This window comes from Acinetobacter sp. 197 (assembly GCF_048148385.1).
Classification (GTDB): Bacteria; Pseudomonadota; Gammaproteobacteria; order Pseudomonadales; family Moraxellaceae; genus Acinetobacter; species Acinetobacter pecorum.
In genome coordinates this window covers 382,515-401,786 of sequence record NZ_JAYWZK010000001.1, presented here as the reverse complement: position 1 = coordinate 401,786, position 19,272 = coordinate 382,515, and the positions used below count along the sequence as shown (strand labels likewise).

Below are 19,272 nucleotides of genomic sequence, written 5' to 3'. Positions count from 1 at the left end.
TCTTCATTCCTAATGACGCCTGAGTATCTGCTGGCTCAACAGCTGATAGACATTTTGCAAATCTTCTCGTTGCATATTGGCCAACATCTGCTGATGCATATTCAAGATATTCTGATCACCACGCATCGCTGGACCAGTCTGCATTTGTTTAGGATCATTCTGAGTGGCTTTACTGGCGGTTTCCAGCATCAAGGGATACAGCAAACTGAAATCGACCTGTTGTACATCAACCACCTGCTTGGCCATGTCATAACAATAATTGGCAAAATTACAGGCAAATACCGCTGCAAGATGCAAACTGAGACGTTGACTAGAACTATAAGTATAAACACGATTGCTTAGGCTATTTGCTAAATGAGTTAAGATTTCTTGATCTTCTGGCTCAGACGCTTCAATAAATAAAGGCGTATTTTCCCAGTCAATTTCACGTTCCAGACTAAAGGTTTGCAATGGATAAAAGACGCCAGACTTTGCATGTACATCTGCTAGAACATTCAGGTGAGAACTGCCTGAAGTATGGACAATCAGCACATCTTGCAAGTAAAAATAGACTTGTCTGATGACCTCAGCAATTGATTGATCACTCACGGCAATGATCATCAAGTCTATATCGTGATTCAGATTTTCAGGTTGAGCGATGGCTTGCGCTTTAAATTGATCAGCCAGTTGCTGTGCTTTATCCAGAGTCCGGCTGTAGATCTGTACAATTTCATGTTGTGCTGACAATACAAGGGCAAGATGATATGCCACTCGCCCTGCCCCAATCATACTGATCCGCATCTTGTGCTATTCCTGACTCATTGCGCACAGCATGCCAATAAATAAAGATTGAGGCAATTGGCCTTGATGTTTCGAATAGACTTTAGAGCTTTCGCAGGGTCAGAATCTGTTCACTTCGACCAAAAGGTCCATGAACATCATGCAGAATCCCGCTGGTTAAACCAATACCATCTTCACCATATTGCTGCACCACTTCCAGCCCCAGCCATTTACCCTGCGGCAGACGGTGCATATGAATCTGCAGGTCCAGATTCGGAAATCCCCAACCGGAATTCGGGTCCTGACGTGGCACGATGCCATTGGCCGTATCGACCATACCAAGTAAACGGCTAAAGTCTGTCGTCGGTTGGCCTTCTACCATGTCCAGCGAATTTCTCAGCCAAACAATGCCCTTGCCTGCACAATGGTCAGCATGCGCACGGGTTTCAATACTCTGGATATAACCGCCCGGCCAGCAACGCATACCCTCCCAAACCGGTAAATATTCTGGACTTTCAATCGGAAAGTCTTCCACTCCGGCAATGGCCTTGGTATCTGAAGTTAGCATTCTCCAGGCACGTGCCACGATACAGGTTTTACCATTGGCACACATTTCAGCTTCAACCAGTTCGATGGTTTTACCTGGACGGATCATACGCGTAGTAATTGAAAATTCACCAAAGGCAATCAGGCCAAAAATATCCAGGCCGACCCGACCGATGCGCATGTCTTCACGTGGCTGAAACTGTTCCAGTTCGACGCATAGAATACCGGTGGCTGGCGCCATGTGCTGCTCATGCGGATTCCATGCACCTTGTGCATGAATATTAGAACGGTAATAAGCCGTAGTACTGCCATCTGCATGCTGTTCGCGCTGAATAAAACTGTAATATGCCGACATTGTTTTAATACTTCCCTGAATATTCACTTAAACTTTAGAGTTTACAAAAAGTTCTTTAATCTTTATTTTCTGAGCAAAAAGCCATGATAATTCATGATTTGACAATAAATTTTGCACTGTTTAAATCCGACTTTGGTTAAAAGTGCTGTAAAATTTTGCGCAGATAACAAGTGAAAATCCTGCTCCAAGCGTTCAATCATCTTGTTACTTTGCACCACGCTTAACCCTGTCTGTTGTGCCAGCTTCTGCATAATTTTGATGTCTTGCTGATCTTCGGGTTGCATCAGATCATAGGTCAATGCAAGACCATTGGTTTTAAGACACTGATGGATAGCCTGAAAAAATCCGTTTTTTTCGGAATTTGGAATGAAATGTGCCACCAGAATGGCCAACGCAGCATCAAACGTATCTGGCTGATTCAAATCTTGGATTGTGCTTTGGATAAGTTGTACCCTTTGTTGATCTATGGAATTCAGATTTTTACTAGCCTGTTCCAGCATGGCTGCTGATGGATCAATTGCAGTAAAGATCCAGTCTGGATAACGCTGCAATAAATAGGACAGTTCATAACCCGTCCCGCAACCCACTACCAAAATATGGGCGGTTTCCGGGAGTTCAATGCTGAGAATTGCTTCAATCTGCTGATGCACCAGTTCATAACCGGGAATCAGTTTACGGATGTGATCGTCATAACTGGCGACCACGACTTCACTGTGAAAGTTTTTTGCCATCTGTTTACTCTGATTTATATAGAAATAGATTTTTATCTATTTAAAGAAATTGCTAAATACATGACCTCAATTTGCAAGATGGATTCTTCTTCCATTGTGCAGGTTCTTCGTTACTTTGACTGGGCAAAGTAACCAAACCCCTCTGTTTCATTGATATGGCATCCTTGCCATACAATGAAACGGCGGCATCCATGCCGCCAGGTCATTTGATCAATTACCATTTAAACTTAGCTTTAATTAATTTAAGCAATCTCTTTTAAATTTAATTCTTCACGCATAAATTCACGCAACTTGAACTTCTGTGCCTTACCTGAAGCTGTCATCGGGAATTCATGGAAAAAACGCACATAACGTGGCACTTTATTGTGAGAAATATGCTCAGCACAATATTGACGGATGGCTTCTTCGGTACATGGGTCATTTTCATGCAGGATAATGCAGGCACAAAGCTCTTCACCATATTTATGGTCTGGCACGCCAATCACCTGCACATCTGACACCGCTGGATGGGTGTAAAGGAAATCTTCAATTTCTTTCGGGAACAGGTTTTCACCGCCACGAATGACCACATCCTTGATACGACCCTTGATTTTGACAAAACCTTCATCATCCATTTCAGCAATATCACCGGTATGCATCCAGCGTGCTGCATCAATCACTTCCTGAGTCTTGTCCTGATCTTCCCAATAACCGAGCATCACGGAATAACCACGCACACACAGTTCACCCAATTGACCGCGCGGCACCACCTTACCATTTTCATCGACAATTTTCACTTCCAGATGTGGATGGACACGGCCAACTGTACTGACACGACGTTCAACACTGTCTTCTGTAGAACTTTGTGCACTTACTGGTGCTGTTTCAGTCATGCCATAACAAATGGTAATTTCGGACATATGCATGCGTTCAATTACACGCTGCATAATTTCCTGCGGACATGGGCTACCCGCCATAATACCGGTACGTAGGCTGGATAGATCAAACTCGTCAAACTGCTCATGTTCCAGCACAGCAATAAACATGGTCGGTACGCCATAAGCTGCCGTACATTTTTCCTGCTGAATGGCTTTTAGAGTTTCCAGCGGATTAAATACGGCAGACGGATAAATCATGGCTGAACCATGGGTAATACAGGCCAGATTGCCCATTACCATGCCAAAGCAGTGAAATAGCGGAACAGAAATACAGACACGGTCTTCTGGAGTTAAGTGAATCGCCTCACCGACAAAGTAACCATTATTTAAAATATTGTTATGGGTCAGCATTGTACCCTTAGGATTCCCTGTAGTGCCTGACGTAAACTGGATATTAATGGTTTCATCGAACTGCAAATCAGTGGAGATCTGTTGCAGCTGTTCCAGCTCTTGAGCACTTGGTGTAGGCATTAAATCCTGAAAACGATGAATGCCAGTATGCTGCTGCTCATCAATTTTAATGACATGCTTTAAATGTGGGAGACGCTCTGCATTCAGTAATTTATTTTCAGCCTGTTTTAATTCAGGCGCAATTTTGGTCAGGATTTCCTGATAGTCCGTGGTTTTAAACTGCGATGCAATGACCAGTCCCTTACAGGACACCTTGTTCAGCACATATTCCAGTTCATTGCTTTTATAAGCGGGATTCAGGTTAACCAGAATAATACCTGCCTTGAAGGCTGCAAACTGGGTAATGGTCCATTCCACACAGTTCGGCGACCAGATCGCCAGACGATCTCCTTTTTGCATACCCAGTTTCAGCAGCTGACAAGCAAAGGCATTGACCTGTTCCTGTAGCTGCCGGTAACTGAGACGTATGTTCTGGTGCAGACTAACCACTGCATCACTTTGTGCATACTGCTCACAAGCCTGATCAAATTTTTCACCAATCGTCATGCCCAATAAAGGCTGGCTGCTGGTTCCATAGGCATAGCTTAACCGTACTTGTGTCATTGAATCGATCTCCTTGATTCTTTGTAATTCTGATTTTCAACTTTACTAATTGTTTTATGACCACGACGACCTTGTCTGTGTGCCTGTTTTTGTGTGCTTATGCTGCTGGATTTCCCTCCTGTCGACGTACTGCGTTAACACAAAAATCGGCAATCTGTTTGACAAAGTGATCCTTATATTTCTGATCAAACATCACATTGCGGGACGGATTCAAAGGTTCGATTACCACAAAGGTCATGGCGCCAACCACACCTAGTGCTGCGGTATTCAAATCTTCAAATTCGAATTCTCCATTGACCTTTCCTTCGGCCAGAATCTCCTTAATGCTCTGCTTGAGCAGCTGCTTACTGCGAAAACGCTCATGTTCCATTTCCGGATCAACCGGCTCGAACATCAGTGAATATGCCAATTGAGGGCTATTCATGGCACGCTTCACAAAAGTTGTAACAGATTTTTGCAATTTCAGTCTTGCCGATAAATCCGATTCAGCAATATGGACTAAAATTCCGACTTCATGCTGAATTGCCGCCGACAAAACCTCAATTAAAATCTGGCTTTTATTCTCGAAATACCGATAGACCAGCCCTGTAGATACGCCTGCGCGTTCTGCAATCGCCTGTATCGACGCCTCTTTAAAGCCCCCTTCAGTAATCAGTTCACGAGCAGATTGCAAAATCGACAGACGATTTTGTTCCATCCGTTCCTGCATCAATGATGATCTTTTATAACTCATAAAATTAATCTCAACAAGATAAAATGAATTGTAAATCATTTTGTGAATATAGATTCACTTTTTTATTTTTTCGTTGTATGTTAAACCTCAAGCACAACAAAAATGCTTTTTTGGACACAACAAATATAACCTCAGGATGGATGAAGAATGAATTTACAAAGCTTGGATTTCGGTTTAGATGAAACTCTGATTGCGCTTCGTGATTCAGTGGCCGCATTTTGCGCCAAGGAAATTGCCCCGATTGCCCAACAGGTCGACCGTGACAATGAGTTTCCGGCTCAACTCTGGAAAAAATTTGGCGAGATGGGCCTGCTCGGTTTAACGGTCAGTGAGGAATATGGCGGTTCAAATTTCGGTTATCTGGCCCATATCATTGCCATGCAGGAAATTTCCCGTGCTTCAGCATCCATTGGTTTGTCCTATGGCGCACATTCTAACCTATGTGTGAACCAAATTAAGCGAAATGGTACGGAAGAACAGAAACAGCGTTATCTGCCTAAACTGATTTCAGGTGAATATGTCGGTGCCTTGGCAATGTCTGAACCGAATGCAGGCTCGGATGTGGTGAGCATGAAGCTCAAAGCGGAAGACAAAGGCGATCACTACCTGCTGAATGGTTCAAAAATGTGGATCACCAATGGTGGCGATGCCGATGTCCTGGTGGTCTATGCAAAAACTGATTTGCAGGCCGGTGCCAAAGGCATGACTGCCTTTCTGGTAGAGAAAAATATGTCAGGTTTCAGCCACGGCACGCATTTGGACAAACTGGGTATGCGCGGTTCCAATACTTATCCTCTATTTTTTGACAATGTTGAAGTTCCGAAAGAAAACGTCATGGGCGGCGTCGGCAATGGCACCAAAGTCTTGATGAGCGGGCTGGATTACGAGCGTGCCGTATTGAGTGCTGGCCCGCTGGGGATTATGGATGCCTGCATGGACACCGTGATTCCGTATATTCATGACCGTAAACAGTTTGGTCAGGCACTGGGTGAATTCCAGTTAATGCAGGGCAAAATTGCCGACATGTATTCGACCTGGCTGGCATGTAAGGCACTGGTTTATGCGGTCGGCGCCGAATGTGACAAGGCCGAACATAGCCGTAGCCTGCGTAAAGATGCTGCCAGTGCCATTTTATATGCTGCTGAAAAAGCGACCTGGATGGCGGGTGAAACCATTCAGACTTTAGGTGGTAACGGTTATATCAACGAGTTTGCTGCAGGCCGTTTATGGCGCGATGCCAAACTGTATGAAATTGGCGCCGGTACTTCAGAAATCCGCCGCATGCTGATTGGCCGTGAACTTTTCAACGAAACAGCCTAAATCTTAACACTTAGAATAAAACAAGGATGTTCGTCATGAATCAGTTATCGAGCAAAATCAATATACGTAGTGAAGAGTTTAAAACCAACCAGACTGCCATGCTGCAACTGGTGGATGACCTAAAACAGAAAGTTGAAAAAATTGCTTTGGGTGGCGGCGAAACTGCCCGCCAAAAACATTTAGATCGCGGCAAGCTGTTACCACGTGAACGGATTAATCACCTGATTGATCCAGGAACCGCTTTTCTGGAAATTGGTCAACTGGCTGCCTATCAGGTGTATCAGGATGATGTTCCTGCCGCAGGTGTGGTCGCTGGTGTTGGTCAGGTCAACGGTGTGACCTGCATGATCATCGCCAATGATGCTACGGTGAAAGGCGGTACTTATTATCCATTAACAGTGAAAAAGCATTTACGTGCCCAGGAAATTGCCGAACAGAACCATCTGACCTGTATTTATCTGGTGGATTCAGGCGGTGCATACTTACCTTTACAGGATGAAGTATTTCCAGACCGCGATCACTTCGGCCGTATTTTCTACAATCAGGCACGTATGTCAAGCCAAGGTATCGCCCAGATTGCAGTGGTGATGGGTAGCTGTACTGCAGGCGGTGCTTATGTTCCTGCCATGTCAGATGAAACCATTATTGTCCGCAATCAGGGCACGATCTTCCTCGGCGGCCCTCCTCTGGTTAAGGCAGCTACTGGTGAAGTGGTGTCCAGTGAGGATCTCGGTGGTGGTGATGTGCATACCCGTTTGTCTGGCGTGGCTGATCATCTGGCAGAAAATGATGAACATGCGCTTGCGATTGCCCGCAACATCGTGGCCAACCTGAACAAAAAGCCAAACAAGACCACAGATGAAATCGAAGCGCCGCTGTTTGACAGTTCGGAACTGTACGGCATTGTGCCGAGTGACGCGCGCAAGCCTTTTGATATCCGTGAAGTGATAGCGCGTATTGTCGATGGCTCACGTTTTGATGAATTCAAAGCACGTTTCGGCACTACTCTGGTGACCGGTTTTGCCAAGCTCTATGGCATGCCGGTCGGGATTATTGCCAATAACGGGATTTTATTTTCCGAGTCTGCCCAAAAAGGCGCACATTTTATTGAACTGTGTACCCAGCGCAATATTCCACTGATTTTCCTGCAAAATATTACCGGCTTTATGGTCGGTCGCCAGTATGAAAATGAAGGCATTGCCAAAAATGGTGCCAAGCTGGTGATGGCCGTCGCCAATGCCAATGTTCCGAAACTGACTCTAGTGATTGGCGGTTCTTTTGGTGCTGGCAACTACGGTATGTGTGGCCGCGCCTACTCGCCGCGCTTTATGTGGACCTGGCCAAACTCGCGTATTTCGGTGATGGGTGGTGAACAGGCATCTAGCGTCTTGTCGACCTTAAAACGTGACCAGATTGAACAGAAAGGTGGCAGCTGGTCAGCAGAAGAAGAAGACCAGTTTAAACAGCCAATCCGTGATCAATACGAACGCCAAGGCCATCCTTATTATGCGTCTTCGCGGTTATGGGATGACGGTGTGATTGATCCAGCACAATCGCGTGAAGTACTAGCCTTGAGTCTGGCTGCAGCCCTAAATGCGCCAATCCAACCAACCAAATTCGGCGTGTTCCGCATGTAAGAGGTATCAAAAATGGATTATCAATTTTTACAGCTCGAACAGCAGAATCAGGTCGCGACAGTCTGGATTAACCGTGCCGAACTGCACAATGCCTTTAATACTCAAGTCATTCAAGAACTGCATGCCTGCTTCCAGTCTTTAAACAGCCGTGATGATGTGCGTGTAGTGATTCTGGCGGGTCGTGGCAAAAGCTTCTCGGCCGGTGCTGACCTGAACTGGATGAAACAGGCCGGTCAGGCTTCTCAAGCAGACAATGAAGCCGACGCCTTGAAGTTAGCGAAAATGCTGCAAAGTCTGGCGACCTTGAAACAGCCGACCATTGCCCGGGTACATGGTATTGCTTTTGGTGGTGGCATGGGGCTGGCTTCGGCCTGTGATATTTGCGTGGCCAGTACCGATGCCAAGTTTGCGACGTCGGAAGTACGTTTAGGTCTGGCACCTTCGACCATCAGCCCTTATGTAATTCGTGCGATTGGGGCTCGTCAGGCCTCACGTTATTTCCTGACCGCCGAGCGGATTACTGCTGAACAGGCCAAAAGCATTGGTCTTGCGCATGAAGTCACTCCACCGGAACAGCTCGACAGCAAAATTGATGAAATTGTGGAAGCACTTTTACTGGGTGGTCCTACTGCACAGAGCGCATCCAAACAGTTGATTCAACTGGTTGACCAACAGGTTTTGACCGAAGATTTACTGCTTAAAACAGCACAGCATATTGCCCATATTCGCCAGGGAGATGAGGCTAAAAATGGACTGAATGCATTTTTGAACAAACAAAGCCCGGCCTGGATCAAGACCACGGCATAACAACAAGAAGGATCCTACAATGTTTGAAAAGATTTTAATTGCCAACCGTGGTGAAATTGCCTGCCGTGTGATTCGTACAGCGAAGAAATTAGGTATTGCCACCGTTGCCGTCTACTCCGATGCCGATGCACAATCACAACACGTCAAACTGGCAGATGAAGCGATCTATATTGGTGAGTCGCCAGCAGCACAGAGTTATTTACAGATTGACCGTATTATTCAGGCAGCAAAAACCACAGGCGCTCAGGCAATTCACCCAGGTTATGGTTTCTTGTCTGAAAATGACCAATTCGCCCTGGCCTGTCAGGACAACAATATTGTGTTTATTGGCCCACCAGTCGATGCCATTCTGGCAATGGGTCTGAAAGCCACATCTAAAGCCCTGATGGAAAAAGCCGGTGTGCCTTTAACCCCCGGTTATCATGGTACCAATCAGGATGCCGACTTCCTGAAACAACAGGCCGACAGTATTGGCTATCCGGTGCTGATCAAGGCCAGTGCTGGCGGTGGTGGTAAAGGCATGCGTCTAGTGGAACGCAGCGAAGATTTTCTTAGCTCGCTTGCTTCATGTAAGAGTGAAGCACGCTCTAGTTTTGGTAATGAAGATGTACTGATTGAACGTTATGTGATTCAACCACGTCATATTGAAGTTCAGGTGTTTGGTGATACTCACGGCAACTATGTACATCTGTTTGAGCGTGATTGTTCGGTACAACGTCGCCACCAGAAAGTGCTGGAAGAAGCGCCTGCACCGAAAATGCCGGAAGACAAACTGGAGGCGATGCGTCAGGCGGCAATCGATGCTGCGCGTGCAGTAAATTATGTCGGTGCCGGTACAGTCGAGTTTATCGTGGAGCAAGACGGCACAGCTTACTTCATGGAAATGAACACCCGTCTTCAGGTTGAACATCCAGTGACGGAAATGATTACCGGACAGGATCTGGTGGAATGGCAACTGCGCGTGGCCTTTGGTGAACCTTTACCGAAACAGCAGCATGAATTGCAGATTCATGGACATGCACTCGAAGCTCGTGTCTATGCCGAAGAACCGGAAAAAGGCTTTATTCCTGCGATTGGTCAGATCAGCTACCTGCATTATCCAGAGCAAAGTGACTGTGTCCGTGTCGATAGCGGTATTGTCGAAGGTGATGAAATCAGCACCTATTATGATCCGATGATTGCCAAACTGATTGTCTGGGGCAAAAACCGTGAAGCAGCCCTAACCCAGATGCACCATGCGCTGGGTCAGTTCCATGTCGATGGTCTGGGTAACAATATTGCTTTTCTAGATCGCCTGGTGCTGTGCGAATCTTTTAAAAATGCACATTTAGATACTGGCCTGATTCAGCGTGAAGAAGAATTTCTGCTCAAACCTTCTGCGGATATCAGTGCCGAACTGGTGATTAGTGCTGCACTGATTGAGCTACTGTCACGTCAGGCACAGAACCCCGTTCCAAGCAATCCGGTGTGGCAGCAAAAAGCATTCTGGCGCCTGAACCAGAAAAATAGCCATACAGTGCAATTACAACGCAATGGCATTAACCTGAAAATTCAGTTTACTGCCCAAGAGCAAGGTTTTGTTGCCAGCTATAACGGTCAGCAGATTGAGATTCAAGGTCAGCTCGTCGATGCCCATACTTTAGCGTTGCAACTGGCGGGTAAACAGCAAAAACTGGCTTTTAGCCAGACTGAGCAAGGCATTACCCTGTTCCAGAATGGTCAAAGCTATAAGTTCAATTACCTGAAGTCTGATTTTAATAATCAGGATGAACAAGGCACGGAAAATAATCTGATCGCGCCAATGCCAGGTGTCATTACCCAGGTGCTCGTGGCAGCCAATGACAAAGTCAAAAAAGATGATGTGCTGATGACGCTGGAAGCCATGAAGATCGAATATTCAATTCGTGCACCGCATGACGGCATCATCGCAAGTTCATATTTCCAGAAGGGTGATCAGGTTAAAGCTGGTGATGAACTGGTCGAATTCCAGCCACTGGCGGAGGAAGTGGCATGACGGATTTTGTCAAAATCGTAGAAGTCGGGCCACGCGATGGCCTGCAAAATGAAAAAACACCTTTGACATTGGATGACCGGAAAAACCTGATTGTGGACCTGATGAAAACCGGTCTGCAGTCCATCGAAGTTGGTTCCTGCGTTTCAGCCAAATGGGTACCGCAAATGGCAGACAGTGATGTGCTCTTTGCCAGCCTACCTCAAGATCCAAATATTCAGTTCAGTCTGCTGACCCCAAATCTGAAAGGTTTTGAATCGGCACTGGTTGTGGATTGCAAGGAAGTAGCGGTATTTACCGCTGCTTCTGAAAGCTTTACCCGCAAAAACATCAATTGCTCGATTGATGAAAGCTTCGAGAAGTTTGCCGATGTCATGGCAGCCGCCAAAGCCAATGACATTAAGGTGCGCGGCTATGTCTCCTGCATGGTGGACTGTCCTTATGAAGGTGCCATTGATCCGAAACAGGTGGTCAAAGTCACCCAGCGTTTGCTGGAGATGGGCTGCTACGAAGTGTCATTGGGTGAAACCATTGGTACAGCAACACCGGATCGGGTGAAAAATGTCTGGGAGGCTTGTCTGGCTGAACTTGATACTAAAGTTCTGGCGGGACATTTCCATAATACTTATGGCATGGCCATCGCCAATATCTACCAGTCGCTATTACAAGGCATTCGCGTATTTGATTCATCCATTGCAGGCTTAGGTGGCTGCCCTTATGCCAAAGGCGCTTCAGGCAATGTTTCAACTGAGGACCTGTATTACCTGCTCTCGAATATGGGCTTTGAAACCGGTATTCAGCTAGACGCCCTGATGCAGGCCAGCCGTAATATCAGTGAAGTCTTGCAGCGCAATAATCCATCCAATTATGCCAATGCCTATTGGCAAAAAGCCTGTGCTTGAAAATAAGCTTGCTTGAGCAAAATGATCTTAAGCAAACCATAAGGATATAAGCAGCAGATTGAAGTCTGCTACAACAATAATAGAGGTGACAAGATGTCAAACAAGGTTTATGACAGCGCTCAATCCGCCTTAAAGGATGTGGTGCAAGATGGTCATACCCTGGCCGTTGGTGGTTTTGGTTTATGCGGTATTCCAGAAGCTTTGATCGTAGCTTTAAAAGAAACAGGTGCTAAACAACTCACCTGTATTTCCAACAATGCCGGCGTAGACGGCTTCGGTCTCGGACTTCTGCTGGAAACCAAACAGATTAAAAAAATGATTTCATCTTATGTCGGTGAAAATAAAGAGTTTGAACGTCAATATTTAAATGGCGAACTGGAAGTTGAACTGACCCCACAGGGTACACTGGCAGAAAAATTACGTGCTGGCGGTGCCGGTATTCCGGCTTTTTATACGGCGACGGGTGTCGGAACCGTGATCGCTGAAGGTAAGGATGTCCGTGAATTTAATGGCAAGTCTTACATTCTGGAAGAATCTTTAACTGCCGATGTGGCGCTAGTCAAAGCCTATAAGGCAGATAAAGCTGGCAACCTGATTTTCCGTAAAACCGCCCAAAACTTTAATCCGGTCTGTGCCATGGCGGGTAAAGTCACCATTGCTGAAGTTGAAGAAATTGTCGAAATTGGCGTGCTGGAGCCGGATGAAATCCATCTACCCGGCATTTATGTGAACCGGATTGTACTGAATACCCAACCGGAAAAACGCATTGAACAGATGACTTTAAAGGCGGAGGCTTGATCATGGCTTGGACACGTAATCAAATGGCGCAGCGCGCAGCACAAGAGCTTGAAGATGGTTTCTATGTCAATTTAGGAATTGGCCTGCCGACGCTAGTCGCGAATTATATTCCGGAAAATATCAATGTCTGGCTGCAGTCGGAAAATGGTTTGCTGGGGATTGGCGAATTTCCAACCGAGGAGACAGTCGATGCCGACCTGATCAATGCCGGTAAACAGACGGTCACAGCGCGTAAAGGTGCTTCATTTTTCTCAAGTGCCGATTCCTTTGCCATGATCCGTGGCGGTCATGTCAATATCGCCATTCTGGGTGCAATGGAAGTGTCTGAAACTGGTGATCTGGCCAACTGGATGATTCCGGGCAAAAAGGTCAAAGGCATGGGTGGTGCCATGGATCTGGTCGCGGGTGTACAAAAGGTCGTGGTCTTGATGGAACACTGCGCCAAAGATGGTACACCGAAGATTGTACCGCAATGTAGCCTGCCCCTTACCGGCCAAGCTGTGGTGAACCGGATTATTACCGACCTCGGTGTACTGGATGTTACTCCTGATGGAATTCGACTGGTTGAACTGGCACCAGAGGTAAGTTTTGAAGAGATTCAAAAAGTCACTGGGGTAGCGCTACTACGTAACGCTGCCTGATCTAGCCAGCTCTTAAGAATAAAATTTCTTAAGGGCTTTTTTATATATAGCTGCTTCATTTCAAAATAATAATTGCAGAATAAATGGATTTTAATCATGCAAACTCAACAAAATATTTTGCAGCGCTTCGCCATGCGCGTCAGCGACTGGTCTGAAAAATGGTTTCCGGATTCTTATATTTTTGCCCTACTCGGTGTCATCATTGTGGCGATTGCCGCCATCGGAATTGGTGCACCGGCACAGGATGTCGCGATTTCCTTTGGAGACGGCTTCTGGAGCTTGATTCCCTTTACCTTGCAGATGTGCATGCTGATCGTGGTCGGTTATGTGGTTTCCGTATCCAAGCCTGTCCAGCTGCTGATCCAGAAAATGGCACGCTTGCCGCATTCCGGTCGTGGTGCGATTGTCCTGGTCGCCACGGTCAGCCTGTTAATTTCCCTGATTAACTGGGCCATGAGTACTGTACTGACTGCACTTCTAGTGATTGCACTGGCACAGCGTAAAGAGCTTAACATGGATTACCGCGCTGCTGCGGCTGCCGCGATTATCGGGATGGGTGCGACCTGGGCACTGGGCATCAGTTCTTCAGCTGCACAGTTACAGGCCAATAAAAGCAGTCTGCCTGAACCGATTTATAACCTGACGGGCGTGATTCCATTTACCGAGACTATTTTCCTGCCGCAATCCATGATCATGACGGCGGTACTGATTGTAGCTTCAATCGCAATTGCTTACTGGTCAGCACCTAAAGGCTCTGACATTAAAACCATTGAACACTTCCCGATTCAGATTGAAGAAGAAAAACCGGAAGTATCTGCCGAAAAAAGACCGGGGGATTGGCTGGAAAATTCACCCATTTTAAGCATTTTGATCGTGATTCTGGGCGCAGTCTGGATGTTTAACGAATTTTCCAAAAGTAATCCGATTCTGGCCATTTCCAGCTTAAATACCTATAACTTTATCTTTCTGATTTTGGGCGTGGCCTTGCACGGTACACCACGAAATTTCCTGAATGCAGTCTCCAAGGCTGTTCCGGCTATTTCAGGAGTACTGATCCAGTTTCCGTTGTATGGCAGTATTGCCTTTATGATGACCAATGCACTAAACCCGGCCGATCTGTCATTGTCACATTATATTGCCGAATTTTTCGTTTCCATTGCTTCTCAGGAAACCTTTGCCATCGTGATGGGACTTTATTCAGCAATTCTGGGCTTCTTTATTCCATCCGGTGGAGGCAAATGGATTATCGAAGCACCCTATGTGATGCAGGCAGCACATGACCTGAAAGTGCATCTGGGCTGGTCGGTGCAGATTTATAATGCGGCAGAAGCCTTGCCTAATCTGATTAACCCTTTCTTTATGCTGCCGATGCTCGGTATCCTGAAATTAAAAGCCAAAGATGTGATTGGATTTACGGTTACCCAGCTGATTTTCCATCTGCCTTTGGTACTGTTCCTGCTCTGGTTCCTGGGAAGAACCATGACCTATAGCCCGCCAGTATTTTCTTAATTTAAGATAATAAAAAAGGACAAAAATTCGTCCTTTTTTATTTAGGCCGTTCTCTTAATTTGCTGTCTTCTCCACCACACCTTCATCATCTACTTCACGTACCACTCCCGTTTCAGTATTGACGACTTCAAAGGTCACGCGACGGTTCTGGAACTGCCCGGCAGGTGTGGCATTAGGTTCAACTGGCTGATCCGCTCCCATGCCAACTGCCTGTAACTGTGCAGGATCGACGCCTTGTTGAACGAGGTAGTCGGTCACCGCTTGGGCACGTTGCACAGACAGCGCCTTATTCTCTGCTTCGCTGCCTTGAGCATCAGCATGTCCTTTAACTTTCAGGATAACTTGTGGCGCACGTTGCAATAATGCAGCAGCCTGATCCAGCACCAATTTATTGACCTCTGGAACTTCGGTAGAGGCGGTATCAAAATTGATAATCTGTAAATTGAGTGCAGTCGCTACATCCAATGCTTTAACATCGTCCTCCTTAATGCTAGCCAGCGCCTGTTCTGCTTCACTGTTGGCACTACTGATTATCTCACTGTTATTTAGAGGCTGTTGAGTCACTACCGTAACATTTTTTGCCAGACTACGAATTTGTGCTGCCAGACGCTCAGCTTCAGCATTGGTTGCTGCACGCACCAAAACCTGATTGCCCACCCAGTCCAGTGATACATTTGGCATTCCCTGGATTGCTCTCAAAACAGTTGGAATAGTATCCTGATCGGTGAATTCTGAATGATAGGCATCACTACTCAACGTACCGCAACCAATATTATAATTAAAAATCTGTTTAATCTCGTTTTGCAGAATTTCCATATATTGCGGATTATTCAACCCTATCTGGCAACTTATAATTTCACCATTGCTACCCGTACTCAATTGCAAAGAAGCAGGTTGGGCGGCTACAGCTTCACTGGCAACCTGCCCGTCCTGACCGGCTTGTGGATCATCATCATGCATACAGCTACGAATAAAAAACAGGGTTAAAGCCGCCAGAATCAGAAAAATGATAACGGGCCATAAAAAGCTTGTTTTTCTCTCTTCCTGAACCACAATAATGGGTTCCGCTTCAAGCACAGGTTCTTGATTTAAACTGTGTCCGGCCAATGGGGAAACACCAAGCGCTGCCAGAATGGGTCCAGCCCAAACAGGCAAGGCGCGCTGAATCGAATCGGCATGAGTTTCAAGCAAATGGCTAATGGCTTCCTGACTTGAAGCCCCTGCTTCAGTCTGTAAGAAATTCATGGTCGGTACAATTGACCGATTCAGGGTCTGTTCTATTTCTTCTTGTGGTGCACTCTGATCAAGTTGATCCAGAAACTGCTGCTTTAATGCCGGATTTGCATTGAATAATTCATGAATCTTTGGATTGAGTTGCTGACCAAGAATCTCGATCCAGGCGGGACGAGCACGTAATATACTTAAAAATACGGGATAGAACTGCGCCAAAGCTTGATCTTTGGCAAATAAATGCTCTGTTTCACCTTGAAGCACAATGGCCGTAACATCACTTTTTAAGCGTTCCATAAAGTCTATATTCATAATCGTCACCATTCTTTTGATTTTTCTAATGTTTAATATTTAAGCAGTGTAACGAGCCCTATTTTTTGAAAATGTAAATAATTGTATGAATATCATAAAGTTTCACTATTTTTGTTAGTGTGGCACTTTGCCAATACAATTTAAAAAATAAAAAAAAGCCAGCCGAAGCTGACTTTTATAAAGTTTGTCTTACTTAAGCAACATAAGTTTGAATCACTTTACCCAGTACTTTTTGATTGATTAACGGTGTATTCTTACCTTGTGACACGATGCTTTCTTTATCCTGGGTCCATTCCAGTTCCGGATCTAGTAGCACCCAACCTGATTCATTTACCCAGCGATCTGCCATTTGTGCAACACGAGCCGGAGCCAAGGTTACTTTTTCTACCCATTCCAGTGGAGTTAACAACCCCTCACGAATCAGTTGCAGACCAAAAGGCACATAGGTATCAAAAGCAGTGAATCCTGGTTGCGTTTCCGCAAATGGCGCCATTTTCGCAGAACTGCTCAGCGGTTCATGATGAGTGCAGATGGCATCAATCACACCGGATTTTACTCCCTGACGCAGCAATTCTTTATCCTGTTCTGAACGAAGCGGCGGACGCACATGTGCAAGAGAGTTAAAACCGTCAATCAAATGATCGGTCAGATGCAGCTGGTGCATCGCTACATCACAGGTCACCGGCAAACCTTTTTCCTTTGCAATACGGATCAATTCGACAGATGCACCACAAGACAACAGACCGAAGTGTGCACGTACATGGGTGGCTTCAATCATGAGCAAGTATTTGGCGATTGCCACGGTTTCAGCCAGTGCCGGAATCATCGGCAAGCCCTGACGTGAAGCAATAAAACCTTCATGTACGCAGCCATCTTTGGCAATTTGTGGTTCTTCTGCATAGAATACCACTGTCAGGTCTAAACCTGCGGCATATTCAAGTGTACGCAGGACTACATCATCATTGGCAAACGGCGCGCTGGCATTGGAAACGGCAGTACAACCGCCTTTTTTCAGACCCGCCATATTTGCCGGCTGTTGACCATTTAGGCCTTGGGTTTGCGCACCAATCACTTGAAGATAGATACCACCATCCAGCATGGCTTTTTCAACCAAGCCGTGAATCAGCGCACCATTGTCTTGAACAATCGGTTTTGAATCTGGTGGGGTAAATACGTGCAAAATACCATTTTCACGAGCCGCTTTCCCTTCAGACTTAAGCGTACCGTGTTGCTGTTGACCCGGTTCACGTAAACGTGCACACAGGTCAACCATGGTAGGCATCAGCCATTTACCTTGACCATCAAGGGTCTCGGCAACGTCTGAGGATGCCTCTACACGCTTACCATTTTCGAGATAAACCGTTTCGATCGAATCTGTTTTTGCAATTGGGTCGAGAACACGGACATTTTCAATTTTTACAATAGACATGACTTATTCCTTATACCGCAATCGCTTCAATCAAACCCTGTTCCTGTAACTGACCCTGCATCGCCAGTGCCAGTACTGCCATACGCACTGCAATACCATTGGTCACCTGATGCAGAATCACCGACTGTGAGCCATCTGCAATGCTGGAATCAATTTCTACCCCACGGTTCATTGGTCCCGGATGCATCACGATACAATCAGGCTTGGCCATCGCGAGACGTTCTTTGTTCAGACCATACATTTTGTAAAACTCGGCTTGCGAGGCAAGTGCTGGAGAATCAATCCGCTCGTTTTGAATACGTAGCGTAATAATCACGTCGCAGTCTTGAATGCCCTCTTCCATCTTGTTAAACAGACGAACACCATCGCCATATTCTTCAAAGCCTAATGGCAACAAAGTATTGGGTGCAATCACTCGAATATCTTGACAGCCCAAAGTTTGCAAGGCTGCCACATCTGAACGTGCCACACGCGAATGCTTGATATCGCCAATAATAGCGATCGACATTTCTTCGAATTTTTTATTGGTTTCACGGCGAATGGTCAGCATGTCCAGCATGGCTTGCGTTGGATGCGCATGACGGCCATCACCGGCGTTAATAATGGCGACGTCTGGGCAGACATCTTTGGCAATAAAATGTGCCGCTCCAGAAGATGAATGACGTACCACGAAAATATCGGCTGCCATGGCTTCCAGATTCCATAAAGTGTCACGCAGGGTTTCACCTTTAGAGGTACTCGAGCGGGCAATATCGATATTGAGAACATTGGCAGAAAGGCGCTTGGCAGCGGCTTCAAAGGTGGTTCGGGTACGGGTAGAATTTTCGAAGAACAGGTTCATCACCGTTTTGCCTTCCAGCAAATTATTGGTGATCAGCTGATTTTGGTCATTAAAAAAGGACTGTGCAGTGTCCAATATTTTTGTCAGGGTTTCTTTAGAAAGACCTTCGATGGTCAAGAAGTGTTTTAGATTACCTTCTTTATTGAGTTGAATCTGGCTCGGTGTATGCAATGCCGCCAAGTGCATGAGAGATTCCTTATGCGTTAAGTCAACATATTATACAGAGATTGGCGAATTTTTATAGTTGGGCACGTTGCTACTTGTACAAAAAGCATCTGAACAATAAAAACAGAAAATCAGATTCATCTTTATTTTTTCAACAAGATAATTTAACCCGATTTACATCCTGCTGATTTTAAATATTAAAAAATGGGTGCTTCAGTCTGGAGCATTCACACCCTCTCCTGTCTAGCGTAATGCACCAATATAACGATGTGACACTTGTGCACGATAGATATCATCTTCATCCGGTTCGACCGAGATCAGCTCATTCTGCTGGCTTAGGTTCGCGGATTCTACTTCAGAACCTTGTCCTGTTTCCGAAATCTCCAGTACCATTCTCAGGCGCTGGATCAGATGACTCAACTCTGGGTCCTGGGTCTGCTCTGCCAGCTGAATCACATGCCGGGCATAGTCCAGATTCTCTGCCAAAAAAAGTGCATCAATTACCCGACCGGAAACACGTCGTAAACGCGCATAAATTAAAGTGGCCACTGAAAAAGCGTCATGGTTGCGTAACTGATTCTCTAACATCTTTACCCTCATTATAAAATTGAAAAA

17 protein-coding genes are annotated in these 19,272 nt (G+C 45.9%); 8 read left to right on the top strand and 9 right to left on the bottom strand.

Annotated elements, in window-relative coordinates:
• Window positions 1-9: 9 nt before the first annotated feature.
• From VXQ11_RS01870 to VXQ11_RS01850, 5 genes are all read right to left on the bottom strand, one after another.
• On the bottom strand, window positions 10-780 hold the full coding sequence (locus tag VXQ11_RS01870; RefSeq protein ID WP_416705274.1) for a Rossmann-like and DUF2520 domain-containing protein: 771 nt from the start codon (window positions 778-780) through the stop codon (window positions 10-12).
• 82 nt (window positions 781-862) lie between these two features.
• On the bottom strand, window positions 863-1,660 hold the full coding sequence (locus VXQ11_RS01865; RefSeq protein WP_416681835.1) for a thioesterase family protein: 798 nt from the start codon (window positions 1,658-1,660) through the stop codon (window positions 863-865).
• A gap of 62 nt (window positions 1,661-1,722) precedes the next feature.
• Window positions 1,723-2,391, bottom strand: coding sequence for a class I SAM-dependent methyltransferase (locus tag VXQ11_RS01860; protein WP_416681834.1), 669 nt, complete (start codon window positions 2,389-2,391; stop codon window positions 1,723-1,725).
• Window positions 2,392-2,633: 242 nt separating this feature from the next.
• Window positions 2,634-4,322 carry an AMP-binding protein gene (locus tag VXQ11_RS01855; RefSeq protein ID WP_416705273.1) on the bottom strand — a complete coding sequence of 563 codons (1,689 nt, stop codon included), beginning with the start codon at window positions 4,320-4,322 and terminating at the stop codon, window positions 2,634-2,636.
• A 97-nt stretch (window positions 4,323-4,419) separates the two neighbouring features.
• Entirely contained in the window at window positions 4,420-5,055 is a 636-nt protein-coding gene (locus VXQ11_RS01850) for a TetR/AcrR family transcriptional regulator (protein ID WP_064095839.1), read from the bottom strand.
• Between the two features lie 147 nt (window positions 5,056-5,202).
• Between VXQ11_RS01850 and VXQ11_RS01845 the strand changes: the two genes are divergently transcribed.
• The 8 genes from VXQ11_RS01845 to VXQ11_RS01810 all read left to right on the top strand — a co-directional run bounded on the left by VXQ11_RS01845 (window position 5,203) and on the right by VXQ11_RS01810 (window position 14,680).
• Window positions 5,203-6,375, top strand: a complete 1,173-nt coding sequence (locus VXQ11_RS01845) for an isovaleryl-CoA dehydrogenase (RefSeq protein ID WP_064101772.1) — start codon at window positions 5,203-5,205, stop codon at window positions 6,373-6,375.
• Window positions 6,376-6,410: 35 nt separating this feature from the next.
• Window positions 6,411-8,012 (top strand): carboxyl transferase domain-containing protein, encoded by a 1,602-nt coding sequence (locus tag VXQ11_RS01840; RefSeq protein ID WP_278356979.1) that lies wholly within the window; start codon window positions 6,411-6,413, stop codon window positions 8,010-8,012.
• Between the two features lie 12 nt (window positions 8,013-8,024).
• Entirely contained in the window at window positions 8,025-8,819 is a 795-nt protein-coding gene (locus VXQ11_RS01835) for an enoyl-CoA hydratase/isomerase family protein (RefSeq protein ID WP_191730698.1), read from the top strand.
• Between the two features lie 19 nt (window positions 8,820-8,838).
• Complete coding sequence (locus VXQ11_RS01830; protein WP_416705272.1) at window positions 8,839-10,833, top strand: acetyl/propionyl/methylcrotonyl-CoA carboxylase subunit alpha; 1,995 nt, start codon at window positions 8,839-8,841, stop codon at window positions 10,831-10,833.
• On the top strand, window positions 10,830-11,732 hold the full coding sequence (locus VXQ11_RS01825) for a hydroxymethylglutaryl-CoA lyase (RefSeq protein WP_416705271.1): 903 nt from the start codon (window positions 10,830-10,832) through the stop codon (window positions 11,730-11,732). Before VXQ11_RS01830 ends, VXQ11_RS01825 begins: the two co-directional genes overlap by 4 nt.
• Before the next feature lie 93 nt (window positions 11,733-11,825).
• Window positions 11,826-12,530 carry a CoA transferase subunit A gene (locus tag VXQ11_RS01820; RefSeq protein WP_064095834.1) on the top strand — a complete coding sequence of 235 codons (705 nt, stop codon included), beginning with the start codon at window positions 11,826-11,828 and terminating at the stop codon, window positions 12,528-12,530.
• Between the two features lie 2 nt (window positions 12,531-12,532).
• Window positions 12,533-13,171 carry a CoA transferase subunit B gene (locus VXQ11_RS01815; RefSeq protein WP_416705270.1) on the top strand — a complete coding sequence of 213 codons (639 nt, stop codon included), beginning with the start codon at window positions 12,533-12,535 and terminating at the stop codon, window positions 13,169-13,171.
• A 96-nt stretch (window positions 13,172-13,267) separates the two neighbouring features.
• Entirely contained in the window at window positions 13,268-14,680 is a 1,413-nt protein-coding gene (locus VXQ11_RS01810) for a short-chain fatty acid transporter (RefSeq protein ID WP_064101767.1), read from the top strand.
• Between the two features lie 54 nt (window positions 14,681-14,734).
• Here the strand turns inward: VXQ11_RS01810 and VXQ11_RS01805 are convergent, their stop codons facing one another.
• From VXQ11_RS01805 to VXQ11_RS01790, 4 genes are all read right to left on the bottom strand, one after another.
• Entirely contained in the window at window positions 14,735-16,234 is a 1,500-nt protein-coding gene (locus VXQ11_RS01805; RefSeq protein ID WP_144724393.1) for an OmpA family protein, read from the bottom strand.
• A gap of 181 nt (window positions 16,235-16,415) precedes the next feature.
• The gene (locus VXQ11_RS01800; protein ID WP_416705269.1) at window positions 16,416-17,651 is read right to left on the bottom strand and encodes an aspartate carbamoyltransferase; all 1,236 of its coding nucleotides are present in this window, start codon (window positions 17,649-17,651) and stop codon (window positions 16,416-16,418) included.
• A 10-nt stretch (window positions 17,652-17,661) separates the two neighbouring features.
• Window positions 17,662-18,678 (bottom strand): aspartate carbamoyltransferase catalytic subunit, encoded by a 1,017-nt coding sequence (locus VXQ11_RS01795; RefSeq protein WP_064101764.1) that lies wholly within the window; start codon window positions 18,676-18,678, stop codon window positions 17,662-17,664.
• Between the two features lie 222 nt (window positions 18,679-18,900).
• Window positions 18,901-19,245, bottom strand: a complete 345-nt coding sequence (locus tag VXQ11_RS01790; RefSeq protein WP_224216333.1) for a hypothetical protein — start codon at window positions 19,243-19,245, stop codon at window positions 18,901-18,903.
• Between the last annotated feature and the right edge of the window lie 27 nt (window positions 19,246-19,272).